Annotated in this window: 4 protein-coding genes (1 of these 4 running past the window's edge); all 4 read right to left on the bottom strand. The window is 69.2% G+C overall.

Annotated elements, in window-relative coordinates; translation table 11 throughout:
• Tightly spaced (each overlapping or abutting the next), the 4 genes in view from D6M19_RS09680 to D6M19_RS09665 form a layout consistent with a single transcriptional unit that may run on beyond the window.
• A protein-coding gene (locus D6M19_RS09680; RefSeq protein WP_123025056.1) for a non-ribosomal peptide synthase/polyketide synthase crosses the window boundary here: on the bottom strand, positions 1-15,987 show its 5' portion. The gene continues 9,717 nt to the left of window position 1, outside the view; the window shows 15,987 of its 25,704 coding nt (coding positions 1-15,987); its start codon is at positions 15,985-15,987; its stop codon lies off the left edge, out of view.
• Entirely contained in the window at positions 15,984-17,765 is a 1,782-nt protein-coding gene (locus D6M19_RS09675; RefSeq protein WP_123024971.1) for an ABC transporter ATP-binding protein, read from the bottom strand. The genes D6M19_RS09680 and D6M19_RS09675 overlap by 4 nt, the downstream gene beginning before the upstream one ends.
• The gene (locus D6M19_RS09670; RefSeq protein WP_164478410.1) at positions 17,762-19,489 is read right to left on the bottom strand and encodes an ABC transporter ATP-binding protein; all 1,728 of its coding nucleotides are present in this window, start codon (positions 19,487-19,489) and stop codon (positions 17,762-17,764) included. Before D6M19_RS09670 ends, D6M19_RS09675 begins: the two co-directional genes overlap by 4 nt.
• Positions 19,486-19,734, bottom strand: a complete 249-nt coding sequence (locus tag D6M19_RS09665) for an MbtH family protein (RefSeq protein WP_123024970.1) — start codon at positions 19,732-19,734, stop codon at positions 19,486-19,488. Before D6M19_RS09665 ends, D6M19_RS09670 begins: the two co-directional genes overlap by 4 nt.

Raw genomic sequence — 19,734 nt, 5'->3', positions numbered from 1 at the left:
ACGGATCACCGTCATACGGGCAAGGGGCGGGGTATTCAGATCGAAGGTACGGAGCCGATCGTCGGCGGTCAGCTGCGCGACGCGTTCCAAAACATCCTGCTGCGCAAGGTCGGTCAGGTCGATCACCTCGGGCTCCCACACCGGATCCTTGGCGATCGTGGCCAGCGGCTGGGGCAGATCGTCGGCCAAGAAGCCGGACCGCAGAACGGGATTGCGCCGCATCACCGCGGTGTAGGCATCCCGCAGCGCGTCGACGTCGATCGGCTCGGTGAAGTCGAACACGTTCTGCACTATGTAGACCGCGGACGTGGCGTAGCGCGCCTGCAGATATACGCCCTCCTGCAGCGGAGACAGCGGCCAGATCGCCTCGATCGGCCCGGACGCGGCGATGGCCTTGTCGATCTGCTCCTGGGTCAGCGCGAGGAGCGGCACGTCGGATGGGGTCAGCGCACCAACCGTCGGAGCCCCGGCCGCGGCCTGACCAAGTTCACGCAGCGCCGCAACCCACCGCTCGCCGAGGTCGGCAACGGCGTCTCGGCTCAGGCCGCCGTCGGCATAGGTCAACGTGGCGCGCAGGCGCGGACCGTCGGCGGTGTCATCGCAGATCGCGTTGATCTCCAATAGGTATGGGGTGCCCATGTCGGGGTTCGGTTCGGCGGCAAGCGCGTCCACCTCCTGGGCCGAACCCCAATCGTCGTCGCCGTTGGTCGCCCACCTGCCCAGGTAGTTGAACAGCAGCTGAGGATTCGGCAGCCGACCCAACGCCGCGGCCGTGCGCGGATTGCAGTAGCGCAGCTGACCGAACCCGAGCCCGCCGTCGGGCGCGGCGCGCAGCCGTTCCTTCACGGCCTTGAGGACCGCGATCGCATCGTCGTCGTCGGATGCGGGCAGCCGCACCGGCGAGATCGCGGTGAACCAGCCGACCGTGCGGGACAGGTCGAGGTCCTCTGGCCAGCCGTCGCGTCCGTGCCGCTCCAGATCGAGCACCACCGGTGCATCGGCTGGCAGGCCGTTGCCAACACGCCAGCGGGCAACCGCGAGATGCAACGCGGCGAGCAGGGTTTCGGTCACATCGGCGTTGGCCATCGCGGGCACGGTGGTGAGCAGCGGCACAGTCTCGCCGGTGGTGAGCGCAACCTCGTGATCGCGTGTCTGCCCGACGGTGAGGCTGACCAGGTCCGCGTGCGGGTCGAGTTCGCCGCCGGGTGCCAACGTGGTGGTCCAGTGCTCGTATTCGGCCAATCGTGCGGCCTGCTGGGCGTTCTCGTTGACGGCGCGGGCATAGGAGCGGATAGAGGTGGGCACTGTCGGCAGCGCGGGGCGGTGACCGTCGCGCAGCTGGCGGCACGCTTCGCCGAGATCGTCGATCAGGATGCGCCACGACACCCCGTCGACGGCGAGGTGATGCACGACAAGCAGTAGCCTCCCCTGTGCGTGCGGCCCGAGGTCGAACCACACCGCAGCCACGATGACGCCTGCGCCCGGATCCAGCCGGTCCGCCGCGGCGTCGGACTGCGTCGCGATCGCGGCCCGTAGTTCGTCATCGCTGTACTGGGTGGCGTCCACCCTGAGCACCGAGATCGGAGCGTCTGCAACGGTTTCCAGTGACCACAGCATCGGTGCGGGGCGGTGCAGCCGCAGCCGCAGCGCGTCGTGCCTGGCGATGACGGCGTTGACGGCGGCGTCCAGCAGGTCCACGGTCACCCCGACGGGGGTGAGCAGCAGTTCGGCCTGATTGAACCGGTCGATTGTGCCGCCGAGTTCGGCGAGGCGCGCGACGATCGGGGTCGGCAGCACCTCGCCGACGTCCGGTCCGGAATCGTCATCGGCCGCCGGTGCGGAGACACCCCCGCCACACACTTCGGCGAGCTCTGCGGGTGTGCGATGGATGAACACCTGTTGCGGGGTGATCCGAAGTCCGCCGCGGCGCGCCCGGTTCACCAGCTGGATCGCCACGATGCTGTCGCCACCGACGGCGAAGAAGTCGTCGTCCACACCGACTGCGGTGCCCAGGATTTCGCCGCACAGCGCGGCCAACAACGAAGCGGTGTCCCGCTCGCCCGTGGTGTCCGCCTGCGTCGAATCGGACTGTGATGCCACGGTCGGCGCGGGCAGCGCCGCGCGGTCCAGCTTGCCGTTCACGGTGAGCGGCAACGCATCCAGTTCGACGATCACCGAAGGCACCATGTAGTCGGGCAGCCGCTGCGCAAGCCGCGTGCGAAGGCCCGCCACGTCGACCGTCTCGCGTCCGACCACATAGCCGGTCAGGCGACTGCGGCCGGTCCCGTCGGTGTGCACCGCCGCCGCCGCGTTGGCCACTTCGGGCAGCGCGGCCAGCGCCGACTCCACCTCGCCGAGTTCGATCCGGTAGCCGCGCACCTTGACCTGCTGATCGGATCGGCCGACATAGACCAGCTCACCGTCGTCGTTCCACATCGCGGTGTCCCCGCTGCGGTACAGCCGCTCGCCCGCGGCGTCGAACGGGTTGGCGACGAAGCGGCAGGCCGTCAGCCCCCGACGACCGACATATCCGCGGGCGAGCTGGCCGCCCGCGATGTACAGCTCACCGACCACCCCGACCGGCACCGGCCGAAGGTTGCTGTCCAACAGGTGGATTCGCAGGCCGGGAATCGGTCCGCCGATCACACTGTCGGCAGCGCCGGTGTCATGCGCTGCGAGCGGCCGGTGTGAAACGTGCACGCACGTCTCGGTGATGCCGTACATGTTCACCAGCCGGGGCGCTTCGGGTCCGTGCCGGCCGTACCAGTCGGCGAGCCGTCTGACGTCGAGCGGTTCACCGCCGAAGATCACCCAGCGCAGGGCAAGTGAAGGCGCTGCCCGCCGGTCGGCGTCGATCAGCGGATAGAACGCCGACGGTGTCTGGTTGAGCACCGTAACCCGTTCGGCCTCGAGCAGTTCGGCGAAGCGGTCCGGATCGCGGACCACCTCCTGTTCGACGACCACCAGCCGGCCGCCGTGCAGCAGCGGACCCCACAGCTCCCACACCGAGAAGTCGAAGGCCGCGGAGTGGAACATCGTCCACACGTCGTCCGGCCCGAAATCGTAGAGCCCCGCCGCACCGTCGAACAGCGCCGCGACATTGCGATGGGTGACGGCCACCCCCTTCGGCACGCCGGTCGACCCGGATGTGTAGATGACGTAGGCGGCATTGTCGGGGTGAACGGCGGGGGTGAGACGCGATGCCGGTCGCGCGGCGGCGTCGTCGAGCACCACGACCGGCGCGCCGGACGCATCGACCCGACCCTGCCTGTCGACGAGCACACAGACGGGCTCCGCGTCACCGAGTATGTGCTGCAGACGGACCTGCGGTGAGTCGATGTCAAGGGGCACATACGTTCCGCCCGCCTTGATGACGGCCACCAGCCCGACAATCAGGTCGACCGATCGCGGAAGCGCAACCGCAACCCTGGCTTCGGGTCGCACCCCCAGCTCGACCAGCGCCGCCGCCACCGCCGAGGCCCTGGCGTCGAGTTCTGCGTAGGTGAGCTGTTCGGCACCACACGTGACAGCGACGGAATCCCCGTTGCGGCGGGCCACCGAGGTGAACGCCTCGTCGAGTGTCCGGTCAGGGCCGCGCCGTGACTGGGTGTCCGCGCCGAGTTCCCGCTCGCCCGCAGTGCGCAGGTCGATCCCGCCGACGGGCGCATCCGGCTGGTCGGTGAAGGCGATGAGGATCTGCTCCACCCGCTCGGCGATCCGGCCTGCCTCCTGTTCGGTCACCACCGCGGCGTCGTATTTGATCTCGACCGTCAGCTGTTCGTCGAGATACGCGACGAACGAGACGGGGTAGTGCGGCGAATCGGTTCCGGTGAATCCGCGGAATTCCAACGTTGCGGCGTCGCCTACTTTCGCGACGGTCGGGAAGTTCTCGACGACGACCATGGTGTCGAACAGATCCCGCACGCCCGCCAACCGGGCGAGCTCCGCCAGACCCAGCCCTTGGGCGTCAAGCAGCGCGGACTGCCGATCCTGCAGCTCGGCCATGACCGCCGAGATCGGGCTCTGCCGCTGCCATGACATCGGCACCGGGATGGTGTTGATCAGCAGCCCGACAATCGATTCGGTGCCGGGCAGGTCGCCGCCGCGACCCGACACGGTCGATCCGAACACCACGCGTGTGCGGTTGAGCAGCCCGCCGAGAAGCAGACCCCATGCCCCGTGCAGGACGGTGCTGAGCGTGACCCCATGTTCCCGGGCGGTCTCGGCCAGTTCACGGGTGCGATCCCAGGAGAGCCGCCGCATCGCACTGCGATGCTCACCGACGGTGTGTCCTTCAGTGGGCAGGAGTGTGGTGGTTTCGACGTCGGCGAGCGCGGTCGACCATGCCCGGCGGGCAGCTGCCCGGTCGCCGGTGGTGACGGCCTCGATGTGGTCGCGCAGTGTGACGCTCACCGGTGTCGGGTCCGTCGCCGCGCCGACTCTGGCGTTGTAGTCACCGACGATGTCGCCGAAGATCACCGGGTACGACCAGCCGTCGGCGACGATGTGATGCATGGTCTGAATCAACCGGTGTTCGGTCGGGCTCAGCTTGACAAGGGTGTAGCGCGCCAGGGGTGCGTGCTGCAACTCGAACGGCCGCGAAAGTGCTTCGCCGGCGATGGTTTCCAGTTGTCGCGCATCTGCCTCGACGAACTCGAAGTCCGCGGGCACATCTGTCCAGATGACCTGCGCGATGCGGCCGTCCTCGAGCGCGCGGAAGCTTGCTCGCAGCGCTTGGTGTCGGCGCATCACCGCGCTGATGGAGGCGCTGACGGTATCCGGGTCCGCAGGTCCGACGAGTTCGGCGATCTGCTGCACCCGGTAGGTGTCCCGATAGCCGTCCACCCCTTCACCGAAGGCGCTGTGGAAGTACATGCCCTCCTGAAGCGGCAGCAGTGGCAGCACATCGTCGATCGGGCCGATCCGTTCCCACTCGTCCACGTCTGCCTGTGCGACCGCGATCAGTGGGAAGTCCGATGGCGTGTGCCCGGCCAGCGCGGTGCACCTGGTCAGTGCGGTCAGCGCCTGGCTCCACAGCGCCGCGAGCTCTTCGACGTCGCCCGCGGAGAGCAGGCCATCCGGCCAGGCCAATGTGATCGTCAGGACTGTGCCTTCCGGCCGGTCCTCGGCAAGGGCGTTGATCTCAAGGGCCACAGCGGGGTTGGTGGGGTCGACGCCTTCGCGCAGCGCACCGATCTCGGCGACCGGCTCCCATTCCCTGCCGCTACCGCCTGCGAACCGGCCAAGATAGTTGAACAGGATCTGTGGTGGCGGCCCATCCACCGGCGCGGGCTTCTGCAGGTACCGGAGCACGCCGTATCCGAGGCCCTTGTTAGGAACGGACCGCAGCTGCTCCTTGACCGTTTTCGCCGCCGCCGCCAACCCCGGACCCGCGCCGACGACATCGGACCAGGCCAGCGCGCCGGGATCGATTCGCACCGGGTAGATCGCGGTGAACCAGCCGATGGTGCGGGACAGATCCAGATGCCCCGCCGCGACGTCGGTTTCGCGGCCGTGGCCCTCGAGGTTCAGCACGGCCGCGGTGCCTTCCGCACGGCCGCGGTCGGTCCGCCACTTGGCCAGCGCGAGGCCGAGTGCCGCAAGGAGCGCGTCGTTGACACCTCCGTGCATGGCCGCGGGCACCGACGACAACAGCGCCGAGCTGACCGGGTGAGGCAGCGAAATGGTATGGGTGCGAACGGTTTCCGCGACATCGGCGGCCGGGTCGAGCGGCCGGCTGCCGAGATCGGGGTCAGGGGTGGACAGTACGTTGTTCCAGTACTCGATCTCGTCGTCGAAGCGCGTCCGGGTGATCGACTGCGACCACGTCACAAACGATGTCGGGACGTCGTCGACAGAGGCTTCGCCGCGGGTCGAAATCTGCTGCCAAGCACGGGCCAGGTCCTCGCCGATGATGCGCCAGGACACCCCGTCGATCACCAGATGGTGGATCACCAGCAGCAGTTGGCCCGTCGCGCCTGGGGCGTCGTACCACACGGCGCGCAGCATGGTCCCGTCCTCGGGCGCGAGGTCGGCGGCAGCGGCCGCCGTCGCCGCACCGAGGTCGGAGGCGGTGAGTGTTCCGTCCCGGCGGGTCACCGAGACGGCGTCGGCTGGATGCGACTCGGGAACGGTCAGCGTCCAGCCGTCGTCGGTGACATCGAGGCGGGCCCGCAGCATCCCGTGGGCGTCGAGCAAAGATCCGAGGACACGATCCAGTTGGTCACCGGTGATCCCCGTCGGAACCGACAACACCATCGACTGGTAGAAGTTGGCCAGAGGCGTGTCCGATTGCGCCGTTTCGGCCAGCATCGGTGTCGATGCGACTACCCCGACGCCGGTGTCAGGCTCGTAGGTTCTCGGCTGCGAGACGGTTTCGGCGGCCGCAGCGACCGCGGCGATGGTGCGGCGCCGGAAGATGTCGCGTGGAGTGATTGCCAGGCCAGCTTTACGGGCCCGGCCGCATACTGCGATCGAGGAGATGCTGTCGCCGCCGATGGCGAAGAAATCGTCGTCGACACCAACGCTTTCGATGCCAAGCACGGCCGACACCACATCAACGAGTGTGGCCTCACGTTCGCTGCCCGGTGCGCGACCGGCGCCGGAAATGGCGGCCGACGGCTCCGGCAGCGCGGCCACGTCGAGCTTTCCGTTGATGGTCAGCGGAAGGGCATCGACGACGGCGTAGCGGGTCGGCACCATGTATCCAGGCAACACGGCGGCCAGATGATCGCGGAGGGCGGCGACGAGTTCGGCGTCGTCGCGGTGTTCGTCGACCGGAACGATGTAGGCGGCAAGCGTTTTGACCGGGGGGGCGTCTGGACTTTTGCGGCTCTTGCGCACCACGACGGCGCAGCGCCCCACCTGCTCTGCCGCGGCGAGTACGGCTTCGACCTCGCCGAGTTCGACGCGGTAGCCGCGGATCTTCACCTGGTCGTCGGCGCGGCCGAGAAAGTCGAGATGTCCGTCGCCGCGGCGGCGCACCAGATCACCCGTGCGGTACATCCGGCCGCCGGGCACGTACGGGTCGGCGATCATGGTGTTCGCGGTCACGCCGGGGCGGCGGTGGTAACCGCGGGCCAGGCCGGTACCCGCCAGGTAGAGCTCGCCCGTCGCGCCGTCGGGCACCGGGCGAAGCGCCGCATCGAGTAGGTAACCGCGGGTGTTCCAGATCGGCTGTCCCACAGTGGGTGTGCTGCTGTCGTCGGTGCCGCCGCCGAGGGCGTTGATGGTGTACTCGGTGGGGCCGTACAGGTTGTAGCCTGCGGAGGCGGGATGGTCGTGCAGGGTTGACCAGACTCCGTCGCCGACCGCTTCCCCGCCGAGCAGCACCAGCGCGGGGGTGTGCCCGGCCTCGTCGTCACCGAGCAGCCCGGCGTCGATGAGGTGGTGCGCATAGGTCGGTGTGACGTTGATGACGTCGACGCGGTGCTGACGGCAGTAGTCGACCAGCGCGGGAGCGTCGCGGCGAAGCTCCTCGTCGCAGACGTGCACGCGGTGGCCCTCGACGAGCCAGAACAGCTCCTCCCACGACATGTCGAAGGAGAACGACACGGTGTGCGCGACGTCGAGTTGGCGGTCGCGTCCGGCCGCGTTGGCCCGCCGAACCGTCGGCTCGAAGATGGCCTCGCGGTGGTTGTAGTACATGTTGGTCAGGCCCGCGTATCCGGTCAGCACACCCTTTGGGCGCCCGGTCGAGCCGGAGGTGTAGATCAGGTACGCGGGGTGCTGCAGCCGCTCGTATCCGTCGGTGAAGCCGCCGAGTTCGGCTTCGGTCAACGGATCCGATCCGACGGCGGCCAGTGCGGCGGACGTGTCGGCGTCATCGATGGCGATCACGGTCGCTCCGTGCCCATGGGCGCAGGCGGCCAACTCGGCGTGTTCGGCGGTGGTCAGCAAGAGCAGAGGGCGGGCGTCGTCGATGATCGTGCGCAGGCGTTCGATCGGCAGATCCAGTTCAAGGGGCAGGTATGCCGCGCCGGCCCGCAGCACCGCGAACAGCGAAACCACCATGTCGATGGATCGCGGAAGTGCCAGCGCGACAAACGTTTCCGGGACGGCGCCGCGTGAGCGCAGATACCTGGCGAGCTGCGACACCCGATCATCGAACTCGCGGTAGGTCAGCGACTGCGCACCGAACACCAGGGCGGTGTCGTGTGGGGTGCGGTCGGCCTGACGTGCCAGAAGTTCGGCGACGGTGACCGGCTCGACCGGCCGCGCGGTCGACGACCAGCGCTGTTCCAGTTCGGCCAGTCGCGGCGGCCCGACCAGCACCAGGGAACCTACCGGCGCATCGGGCTGCGCCGCAAGGGCTTCGAGTACCGACAGCAGCTGCGCGACCATCTCCCGGGCCCCGGGGTCGTCGATGACCCGGTGCTCGAGTTTCACCGTCAGCTCGCGGCCGGGCGTGAGCACCCAGGTCAACGGGAAGTGCGTGGTGTCGTGGTAGTCGACGCCGACGATCCCGAGCCCGGACTCGAGGTCGGTGAAGGTGTCGTCGTCGAGGAAGTTCTGCAGCACCAGCAGCGAGTCGAACAGTGCGCTGCCGGAATCACCTGCGGCACGCTGTATCTGACCGAGCCCGAGATGATCGTGGCGCATCATCGCGACCCGCTGCTCCCCGATGTCGCGCATTGCTTCCGATGCCGATCGCGCGGGGGAGACGTCGACACGGACGGGCACGGTGTTGAGGAAGAGTCCGATCGTCTCGTCGATGCCGACCAGCTCGCCCGGCCGGCCCGCCACGGTGGCGCCGACGACGACGTCGGTGGTGCCCGCGTGGTATCCGGTGACGATCGCCACCGCGGCGGTCACCACGGCGTTGAGCGTCACACCGAGTTCGTTGGCGCGCGCAAGCAGCCGCGCGGTGGTGGCCTCGGGAACCGACACGACGATGCGTCCCGGCTCATTCGCCGGCGTGGCGCGCGGGTCGCCCGGCTCAACACCGCTGGCCAACGTCGGTCCGTCGAGGCCGGTCAGCAACTCGCGCCATGCGTCGGAAGGCGAGCTGTCACCTGTCCGGCCCAGCCAGTCGAGGTGGCGGACGACGAGATCTGAGTGCGGATCGATCGCGCCGCGCTCACCGCGAGAGTCGTAGAGCGCGAACAGCTCACGCAGCACCAGCTCACGCGACCAGCCGTCGAACAACAGGAAGTGATAGGTGAACAGCATCCGATCCCGGCCGCCCGGCAGGCTAAGGATCGTCAGCCGCAACAGCGGCGGATTGGCCACATCGAACGGCGCGGTGCGATCGGTGTCGGTGGCGCGCTGTGCCGCAAGGGCCACGGCGTGGTCATCGGCGGGGTATGCGCTGAGGTCGACGACGGTGATGTCGGACGGCGGATCGGCGACCAGAACCGCCACCATTCCGGTTGCGTCGGCGGCGGGCTCGGCTTCGGCATGCTCGACGGTCCGGAAGCCTGCGCGCAGTTGTGGGTGGCGGCGCAGCAGCGCGGTGAACGCCGCTTGCATCGCATCGACGTCGACGCGGCGGTCGAAGTCGAATACGTTCTGGGCGATGTAGGTCGTTGCGGCGTCATCGAGCATGCTCTGGTAGTAGACGCCCCGCTGAAGGGGCGACATCGCCCAGATGTCCTCGACGGCATCGGCGGACGTGATCCGGTCGATGGTGGCGTCGGACAGTCGCACGGTGCCGAACCGCGGTATCGCCGCCGCGGGCATACCGGCATCGCTCGCCGCACCCGATTCACCGATCAGCGCGGCCAGCCCGACGGCACTGCGGCGGCGAAAGACGTCCTCGGTGGTGAGGTGGTAGCCGGCCCTGGCGAGCCTGCTGGTGACGCGGATTGCGGCGATGCTGTCACCGCCGAGTGCGAAGAAGTCGGCATCGGCGCCGACGGTGTCCCTGCCGAGCACCTCGCCCATCACCTCGACGATCGCCCGCGTCACGTCGTCCGTGGGAGCCGGCGTGGCCGTTGCCTCGGCGTCGGCATGCGGCAGCAGCGTCAGCATCGCCGCGGGGTCGCGTTTGCCGTTGGGCAACAGCGGAATCGCCTCGACCGCGACAACGGTCGTCGGCACCATGTGACGAGGCAGCGCGGCGGCGACGTCGGCCAGCAGCATGTCGGGGGCGCGGGAACCGGCGGTGGTGACGACGAGTGCCGCCAGCGCCGAACCGGCACCGATCACGGCGGCTTCGGTTACTTCGGCAAGCCGCGTGAACGCGGCCTCGATTTCGCCCGGCTCCACCCGATGGCCGTTGACCTTGAGCTGCCTGTCCACCCGGCCCGCGAACGTGACCCGGCCGTCGGAAAGCCGGGCGCCGAGATCGCCGGTGCGGTACATCCGCTCACCGTCTGCAGCGGCGACGAACCGGGTCGCCGTCTGCCCGGGTCGATCCAGGTAGCCGCGCGCCAGTTGCACACCGCTGACGTATATCTCGCCTATCACCCCGTCGGGCAGATCCCGCAGGTACGGGTCGAGCACGCGAACGCCCGCACCGGGCACCGCCGTGCCGAGCGTGATGCCGTCGACGTCCTGTGTGCCCGCGAGCACGTCGCCGGTGACCTCGGAGGAACCGTAGGAGTTGACGATCTCGGCGCCGGGGCATGCGGTGCGCAGCGCCGCAGCGTGGCCGGGCTCGAGGGGTTCACCGCTGACGATCCACCGGCGTACCCCCGCCACGGACGCGGGGTGTTCATCGGCCAGCGCCGCGGCCAGTGATGGGACGGCCAAAAGTTGACCGACGTCGTGAGCGGCGACCAAGCCTGCCAGCAGGCGGCCGTCGCGGACGGAGTCGTCGCCGGCCAGCACGGTGCGCGCACCAGAGGCCAGACCGGCCAGCAGTTCGGTGGTGCCGTCGATGAAGGACAGCGAACTCTTGGCGAGTCGGATCGGCGCGGGCCACGCCTCGATCGCCCATGTCAATCGGTTCGCCAGCGCCCCATGGGTTCCGACCACGGCCTTCGGCTCCCCTGTCGAGCCCGACGTGTAGAGCACGGAGACGGCGTCGAGTGGTCCGACCGCGACGGGATCGAACGCTGGGTGGTGATCGAACGGGCCTTCTGCGGACACCAGCGTCGTGACATCGGCGACCGCGCCCGCAAGAACCGCCCGGCCTGCGTCGTCGATCAGCGCAGCGCGCGGCTTCGCGTGGCCGAGCATGAACTCGATACGCGCCCGCGGATAGGACAGGTCGACTGGCAGGTACGCGGCACCGGTCGAGATGATCGCCCACATGGCGGAGACGAGGTCCGCCGAACGCGCCATGGCAAGCGCAACGACGTCGCCGCGCCGCACCCCCGCATCGACAAGCCGTCGCGCCATTACAGCTGCGCGTGAGTCGATTTCGCCGAAGGTCGGCGAGTCTTGGCCCGAAACGACCGCGATCTCGTCACGGTGACCAGCGATGGCGCGCGAGATCAGATCGCTGACCGTGCCCGCCGCCGTTGCGTCGACCGGGAGGTCGGGGCCCGCAAGCACGATCTGTCCGCATTCAATGGCGGGATCGGCCGCGACGGCGGATATCAGGTCGGCGAACGCATGGGCGACGGCGTCGGCGAAGGCGTCGGAAACCTGACCCCGATTGTTGGTGACGGTGAGCGTGATCGTCTCCCGGACGGCGATCATCACCGTGACGGGGTAGTGCGGGGCCTCGATGACCCCGATCTCGCCCAACACCAGCCCACCCGTGGAATATGTGGTGGCACCGAGGTTCTCGATGACGACAAGCGAGTCGAACAGTTCCCCGACACCGGTGATCCGGTGCGCCTCTGTGAGCGGGATGTGGTGGTGGTCGGCGACCTGCGACTCGGCGACCGCCAGCTTGGCGGCAACGTCTGTGACCGAGTCGGCCGCGTTCCACCGCACCCGCACGGGCACGGTGTTGACCAGCAGGCCGACCATCCTGTCGATGCCGTCCACGTCGCCGTCGCGTCCGGAGACGACGGTGCCGAACACGACGTCGTCGCTACCGGTGAGGCGACCGACGGTGACACCCCACGCGCTGTGCAGCAGCGTTCCCACCGTCACCGATGCCCGGCCCGCGGCCGCGGCGAGCGCTGTCTTCGATTGCAGAGTCAATGTGCGGCTGCCGAATCCGTCGGCACGCGGGGAGTCGATGCCGCGGGTGCCGTCGGACGCCGCGATCAGGGTCGGCGCGGCGACTTCGTCGAGCGCCACCGCCCATGCGGCCCGGTCCGCGGCGTCGTCGCGGTCATCCAGCCAGTCCACGAAGCGCGCGAACTGCGGTGCGGGACCGTCGAAATCGGCCCCGGAGTAGGCGGTCAACAGGTCGCCGAGCACGATCGGGACCGACCAGCCGTCGGCGACGATGTGGTGCACCGTCTGGATCAGGGTGTGCAGGTCGTCGGCGCGCCGGACGAGGGTGTAGCGCGTCAACGGCGGGGCGGCCAGGTCGAACCGGCGGGTTCGCTCCCATTGGGCGCGCTGCGCGACAACGGCGGCGGGGTCGGAATCGCCACGCGCGTCGACCACGTCGAAATCGGGCGGCACGGCTGCGGCATGCACCGCGACGGGCATGCCGTCAGACAGGGTGGTGAAGGCCGCCGACAGGCTCGGGTGGCGGCCGACGACGGCTTCGGTGGCCCGCTGAAACCGATCGGCGTCGAGTGGGCCGGTGATGTCGACGATCTGCTGCACGACGTAGGGATCGTCTCGCCGGTTGAACGTGGAGTGGAAGTAGATGCCCTGCTGCGTTGCGGTCAACGGCAGCACATCGACGAGGCCCGGGTAGGCGGTCTCGAGATCGGCGACGTCGTCGTTGTCGAGCCCGACCCTGGGAAAGTCGGAGATGCTGTGGCCGCGGACGTGGGGGCTGGCGGCGATCGCGGCCAGCAGGGCGGTCCAACGATCGGCCAGCCGCGACACGTCCGCCTCGGCTACCGCACCTGACGGCCAGCTGAACGTCGCGCGCAGGATCGAGCCGTGCGGGGAGTCGACCGCCTCGGCGTTGACCTCCAGCAGCCGCGGCAACGGCATCGCCGGGTCGCGGCCCTCCATGACGGCGACGTCGTCGCCTGCGAACGCCCACGGACGCTCCGCGGTGTCGAACCGACCAAGGTAGTTGAATAGCACCTGCGGTTGCGCGACGAGGTCGGGGTCGGCTTCGGAACGGTATCGAAGCGCGCCGTAGCTGAGCCCGTGCGACGGCACGTCCCGCAGCTGATCCTTGATCGATCGCACCGCCGCGCCGAGGGCCTGGCCGTCGGACAGCGCTGCGCGCCAGTCGAATTCGACCGCGCTCAGCGCAACGGGGTACAGCGTGGTGAACCAACCGACGGTGGCCGACAGGTCGACATCACCGACCTCGTGCCCTTCGCGGCCGTGCCCCTCCATCTCGACGAGCAGGGTGTCGGCGTCCGCGCCTTTGTCCGCCTGCCATTCGCGCAGTGCAAGGTAGAGTGCGGCGACCATGGCGTCGTTGACGTGACCGTGGATCCGGTCGGGCACTGCGGCGAGGATGGCTTCAGTGATCGCCGCGGGCAGCGCGACCGTCAACCGCGCCTCGGTCGCGACGGTGTCCCGTGCCGGGTCCAGCGGCCTGTCGCCCCAGGGCTTTTCGGAGATCGCGCAAACCCGTCGCCAGTAGTCCAGGTCGTCGTCGAGCGCACCGTCGGCGGCGGCCCGACTCAGGCACATGGCCCAGTGCCGCCATGTCGTGGCTGTCGGAGAAAGCTGCGCGGGCCGTCCAGCGGCGATGTGTTCGTGGGCGGTCGCGAGATCCTCCGCCACGATGCGCAGAGACACGCCGTCGACGACGATGTGATGCCCGATGACCAAAAGGCGACCAGGGCCGGTGGTGCGGCGTTGCCACCCGAAGGCGACCATCACCCCGGCGGCCGGGTCCAGCGTGGCGACCAGGTCGCCGAGCAGGCGGTCCATATCCGCATCGGAGTCGACGACCCGGAGGTGAACCGGTGCAGGCGCGTCGGGGATGACGAGCTCAGCGGCCCCGCCGGCCGTCGCCGCCCACAACACATGGTGGCGCGCCAAGGTCACCCGCAACGCCTCTCGCAGGGTGGCCTCGTCGAGTTCCGCAGGCGTGACGAGGGACATGCCCTGGTAGAACCCGTTCAGTGCAGATCCCGATGCGGCGAACCCGTCGAGCCAGTGCAGGATCGGCGTCGCAGGCACCGGGCCGGTGGGCTCGGTCTGTTCGGCGGGCGAGGCCGCGGTCTCGGCGAGCAGCGGCGCGAGCGCCGCGACGGTCCGGTGCGCGAACATCTCGCGAGGCGCAAGGGTGTAGCCCGCGGCCCGGATCCGGCTCACCACCCGGATCGCGACGATGCTGTCGCCGCCGAGGGCGAAGAAGTCTTCGTCGACGCCGACCTCGTCGAGATCGAGCGCCTCGCCGAATGCCTTGCAGAGCACCGTCTCCCGCGGTGTACGCGGCGGGTTCACCCTCCGGGCCGCGCCGGATTGCGGCTCTGGCAGGGCTCGGCGGTCGGTCTTGCCGTTGTTCGTCAGCGGCACCCGCGCCAATGCGACAAACAGCGTCGGCACCATGTACTCGGGCAACCGGGTCCGCGACCAGTCGGCGATGTCGCGATGCAGCGCATCGTCGTTGGTCACGCCGTCGACGGTGACGAGGTAGCCGACCAGATGTTCGGCCCCGCCGTGCCGGTGCACGTCGACGACGGCCTGGCGCACTGCGGGGTGCTCCCCGAGCTGCGACTCGATCTCCTCCAGCTCGATTCGTCTTCCGCGGATCTTGACCTGGTTGTCGGCGCGGCCGAGGAACTCCAGTGCGCCATCGGCGGTCCACCGCGCCAGGTCACCCGTGCGGTACATGCGAGACCCGTTGTCGTCGAACGGGTTAGCCACGAATCGCGATGAGGTCAGCGACGGTGCGTTGACATAGCCGCGGCCAAGCAGGAAGCCGGCGGCGTACAGTTCGCCGCCGACCCCCGGCGGCACCGGCCGCATATCCTCGTCGAGGACGTAGAGCTGCGTATGCGGGTTAGGCCTGCCGATCGACGTCGCGATCCGCTCTGCGGTATCGCGGTAGATCACATGGGAGACACCGATCGTCGCTTCCGCTGGGCCGTAGCCGTGATAGAGCGTCGTGGTCAGCTGGCTGCGGAACCGCGCGAACAGCGCGGGGGTGAGGACCTCACCGCCGCACCACACGTGTCGCAGCGATTGCAGCGAGCCGGGCTGCCCGGCGGACACGGCGATGCGGTCGAGTTCGAGCAGGGTGTCGAGCATCGACGACACCAGGTAGACGAAGGTGACCCGTTGGGTGCGGATCAGGTTCAGCAGGTATTCGGGATCCTTCTCGCCGTCGGGTTCGGCGACCACCACGTAGCCACCGCTGATCAGGGGGAGCAGGATCTCGTTCACCGAGATGTCGAAGGACAGTGGCGCTTTGAACAGCGCCGCGTCCCCACCGGTGAAGCCGAGGACGCTGTCGCGTTGCCAGCAGAGGCGTTCGGCGATGGCGTCGTGGCGGATCATCGCGCCCTTCGGCTTGCCCGTCGACCCGGAGGTGAAGATGACATACGCGAGTTGTGCGGGGTGCACCGTCACCGCGTGAGGGTGGCCGGGCCGATCGGCGTACCGCCAGTCATCGAGGTCGACTCCGAGAGTCGGTACGCCCCAATCGGACTCGTCACCCCGGCCGATGAACGCTGCGGACGCGCCCGCGTCGGCCAGCACCTGCGCGCGGCGGTGTTGCGGCCACGTGGGATCCAATGGCACGAATGCGGCGCCTGCGAGCATCGCGGCCAGCACGCAGACCACCATCTCCGCCGAGCGGGGAACTCCGACGGCAACCATCGTCTCGGCGCAGGAGCCGTTGTCGGCCAGCGCGTCTGCCAGCTGACCGACACGGTCGGCGAGCTCGCGATACGTCAGGCGGCGCTCACCGTGGACGACCGCCACCGCATCCGGGGTGGCCGCGCATTGGTTGGCGAACAGCGCGGGCACCGTGGAGGTGGCTTCCGGTGTCGAGTGGTTGTTCCACTCGTGCAGCAGATCCGCGATATCGACCGACTCCGTGCTCACCCGTGTGTGCTCCAAGCCCGCCACAATCGGGCGTAACGGCCGTCGAGCGCGACCAATTCGGCGTGGCTGCCGCTCTCGACAATCCGTCCGTCGTCCATCACGGCGATCTTGTCGGCGGTGGCGGCCTGGGTCAGCCGGTGCGCGACGACAAGGGTGGTGCGGCCCTTCGTCGCAGCGGCCGCGGCCGCCTCCAGTTCCGCGGCGTGCGCGCTGCCCGCCTCGGCGGTGGCTTCGTCGAGCACCACCACCTGCGCGTCGGCCAGAACCAGCCGGGCCATCGCGATGTGTTGTGCCTGGGCCGCCGTCAACGCCAGGCCCTGCTCACCGACCAGCGTGTCCAGACCGTCGTCGAGCGCCTCGACCCAAGCGCCGGCGCCGACCTGGTGCAGCGCCGCCCATACCTCGTCGATGCTTGCATCCGGGGCGACCAGGCGCAGGTCATCGATCAACGGACCGGAGAAGACGTGAACCTCTTGGGTGATGGTGGCCACCCAGTCGCGGAGCGACCCGCGATCGATCTCCCCGACCGGGACACCGCCGATGCGGCTTTCTCCCCGGGTGGGGGCCAGCAGGCCGGCCACGACGGCGGCAAGGGTCGTCTTGCCCCCGCCCGTGGTACCGACGAGCGCGCATCGTGTGCCGGCGGGGATGGTCAACGAAACATCATGCAGCACTTGCGGTCCGGCGCCGTAGGCGAACGAGACTTCGTCGATCTCGACGTCGGACCCCGCAGGCACCGATGTCGGCTTGCCCGCGGCCGACTGGGTGGCCGCAGGGGTTGCCATGTCCACCACCCCGACGAGGCGGGCCAGGCACGCGGCCCCGGCCTGGATCTCGTCGAAGTTGTACATCATCATGCCGATCGGGTTGAACAGCCGGTGGAACATGAACGCCGCCGCCGTGGTCTGTCCGACCGTTACGGTGCCGGAGCGCACCAGCAGGAAGCCGACCACCAAAGTGGCTGTGAGCCCGATGAACTCGGCGCGGTTGACACGGCCGACGAGACGGGTGAACAGGGTGAAGACCGCGACCGAGATGTCGCGGGCGCGCGCCGACTCGCGGTCGATGTCCGCCAGCCGCCGGTCGTGGATCTCGTAAGCGTCGATGGTGCGGACACCCTGGACGGATTCGACGGTGGCCTGGGCGCGGGCCGCGATCGCGACCCGTTGTTCGGCGTAGCGCGGCGCCGATCTCGGCAGGTACCACTTCAGCCCTGCGGCGTAGGCGGGTATGCACAGCGCGCCCGCAAGCCCGAGCCGCCAGTCGATGCTGGACATCCCCGCGACGGTGACGATGCCGAGGAAGAACGCGTTCAGCATCTCCGGCAGAACCTGGGACACCGCCTTGGCGACGGCGCCGATGTCTGCGCCGACACGGGACAGCAGATCACCGCGGCCGGTCTCTTCGATCATCGTGGCGGGCACGTTGAGCGCGCGTTCGAGGACGTCTTCGCGCAGGTCGGCGACCGTCTGCTCGCCAAGTCGGGTGACCAGGTAGGTGGAAAGGCCGGTGCCGAGCCCGCCGATGAGCGCAGTCACCCCGATGACGACCGAGACGCCGACGAGCCCGCCGACGGTGCCTCCGTCGCTGACCCGGTCGACGAGGGTGCCGAGCAGGTAGATCGGGACGGTCGCCATACCCGCGGCCGCCAGGCCGACAAGGACGGCGACCGCGGTACCGCCGCGTCGGCGGCGTAGGTCGTTGGTGAGCCACGCCCAGGAGCGTGAAGGAGTGGCCACCGGCAGCACCGGCGGCGTGATCGATTCGCTGATCGTCACCTTGACACCACCGCGCGGTATTCCGTGTGCGCGTCGGACAGCTCGGCGTGGGAGCCCTGCGCCGCAACGCGGCCGTCGCCGATAAGGACGACCCTGTCGGCGGCGGCGAGCAGCGCGGGACTACTGGTCAGCACGATCGTGGTGCGCCCCCCGGCGCCGCGCAGCCGCCGGATGCCGTCGGCGATGGCCTGTTCGGTGACGGCGTCGACGGACGTGGTCGGATCGTGAAGGACCAGCACGTCGGGATCGGCGGCCAGCGCCCTTGCCAGCGTCCAGCGCTGCCGTTGGCCGCCGGACAGGCTGGCGCCGCGCTCGACCACAGGGTGGGCAAGGCCGTCGTGGTGCAGCGCGACGACATCGGTCGCGCACGAAGCCTCCAGCGCGGCCTGTATCGCCTCGGGGTCGGCGCCGGCGACCGCGAGGTTCGACCCGAGGGTGCCGCTGAAAAGGTCGCCGTTGTGGTGCTCGACGAGAAGGCAGCTTCGCCTTCCGCCAGGGGGGATCTCGCCGATTCGGCGGCCGCCGACCAGCACGGTGCCCGCGTCGGGCGATCTGACCTGCCCGGACAACAGGTCGATCAGTGCCGAGGCATGACGCGCGTCAGAGGTCAGCACGGCGACGAACTCGCCTGGCTGCACGTCAAGGGCCAACTCGTCCAGGCCCGCGTGGTTGGCCTTGTCGATCGTCAGGGCCCTCGGATCGATTCCGGCGGGCGCGGATACTGCGATTTCGGGCCGGTGGCGGGCGGGTGAGGATGCCACCTTTGCGACCCGGTTCGCCGAACCGCGGGACTCGGCGACCTCACTGGGCGCGACGGCCAGCAGCGAGAACGGCTCGACTAGGAACTGGGCCAACCCGATCACGGTGATCAGCTCGCCGAGCGACAGGTCCCCGCGGAGTGCGAAGTACGTCGCGGCGACCGCCACCGCCATTGCCGCCAGCGCGCCCGCCGCCGCGGCGGCTCCGGCGTGCACGCTCTGGATGCGGGCAGCACGCAGGGCGGCGACCAACGACCGGCGGCTCGCGGCGCGGTACCTGGCGGCGGCGTTGGCCTGCGCGCCGATGCCCTGCAGGGGACGGTGTCCGCTGATCAGGTCGGTGGCCAGCGCGGTGGCGCGGCCGACCTCGGCCTGCTGATCTTCGACGCGCTGCGCAATGATCGGCGCGGTCAGCTGCAGTCCCGCCACCACGATCGGCACGCCGACGAGAACCATCAGACCCAGTGGCAGATCGATGCTCAGCAGGATCGCGCCGCAGGCGATGGTCGCGACGATCGCACCGGCGATCCGGGCCAGGTAGTCGATGACGTAGCCGGTTTCCTCGGCGTCGTTCGACGTGATCGACAGCAGTTCGCCGACCTTGTAGTCGGTGTGTATGCCAAGGGGATCGAGGATCTTGGCGCTGAGCTCGACCCGCAGCAGATGCGATTCGCGGGCGATGGCGAACATCAACATCCTGGCGCCGATGCGATACACCAGCGTCAGCACCAGGAACAGGGCGGCGAGTGCGGCGATCCATCTGATGATCGCTTCGACGCTGCCGGTGGCCACCGCGCGGTCGACGATGATGCCGATCAGTACCGGAACCGCCACCTCGCACAGCTGATGCACCGAGATGAGCGTGGTTCCCGGTATCAGCCAGCGCAGGTTGCGCGTCAGCGTGCGACGCAGCACCGCAGCGCCGGTCCGTGTGCCTGCGGGGTCGCCCGTGGCGGCAGCGGTCACGCCGTCGAGCCGGCGTCGGCGGTCTCTTGGTTCATCCGGTCACGCAGCGACTTGGGGCGCATATCGGTCCAGTTCTCATCGACCCAGCCGAGCGCGCTTGCACGGTCGGTGCCGTCAGGGCCGCCGAACCGAACGGTCCAGCCTGCGGGAACGGCGGCGAAGGTCGGCCACAGCGAGTACTGCTCCTCCTCGTTGACGAGCACCAGAAATCGGCCGTTCTCGTCGTCGAACGGATTGTTGGACAA

The organism is Mycolicibacterium stellerae (assembly GCF_003719305.1).
Taxonomy (GTDB): domain Bacteria; phylum Actinomycetota; class Actinomycetes; order Mycobacteriales; family Mycobacteriaceae; genus Mycobacterium; species Mycobacterium stellerae.
This window is presented reverse-complemented; position numbering and strand designations above follow the sequence as displayed.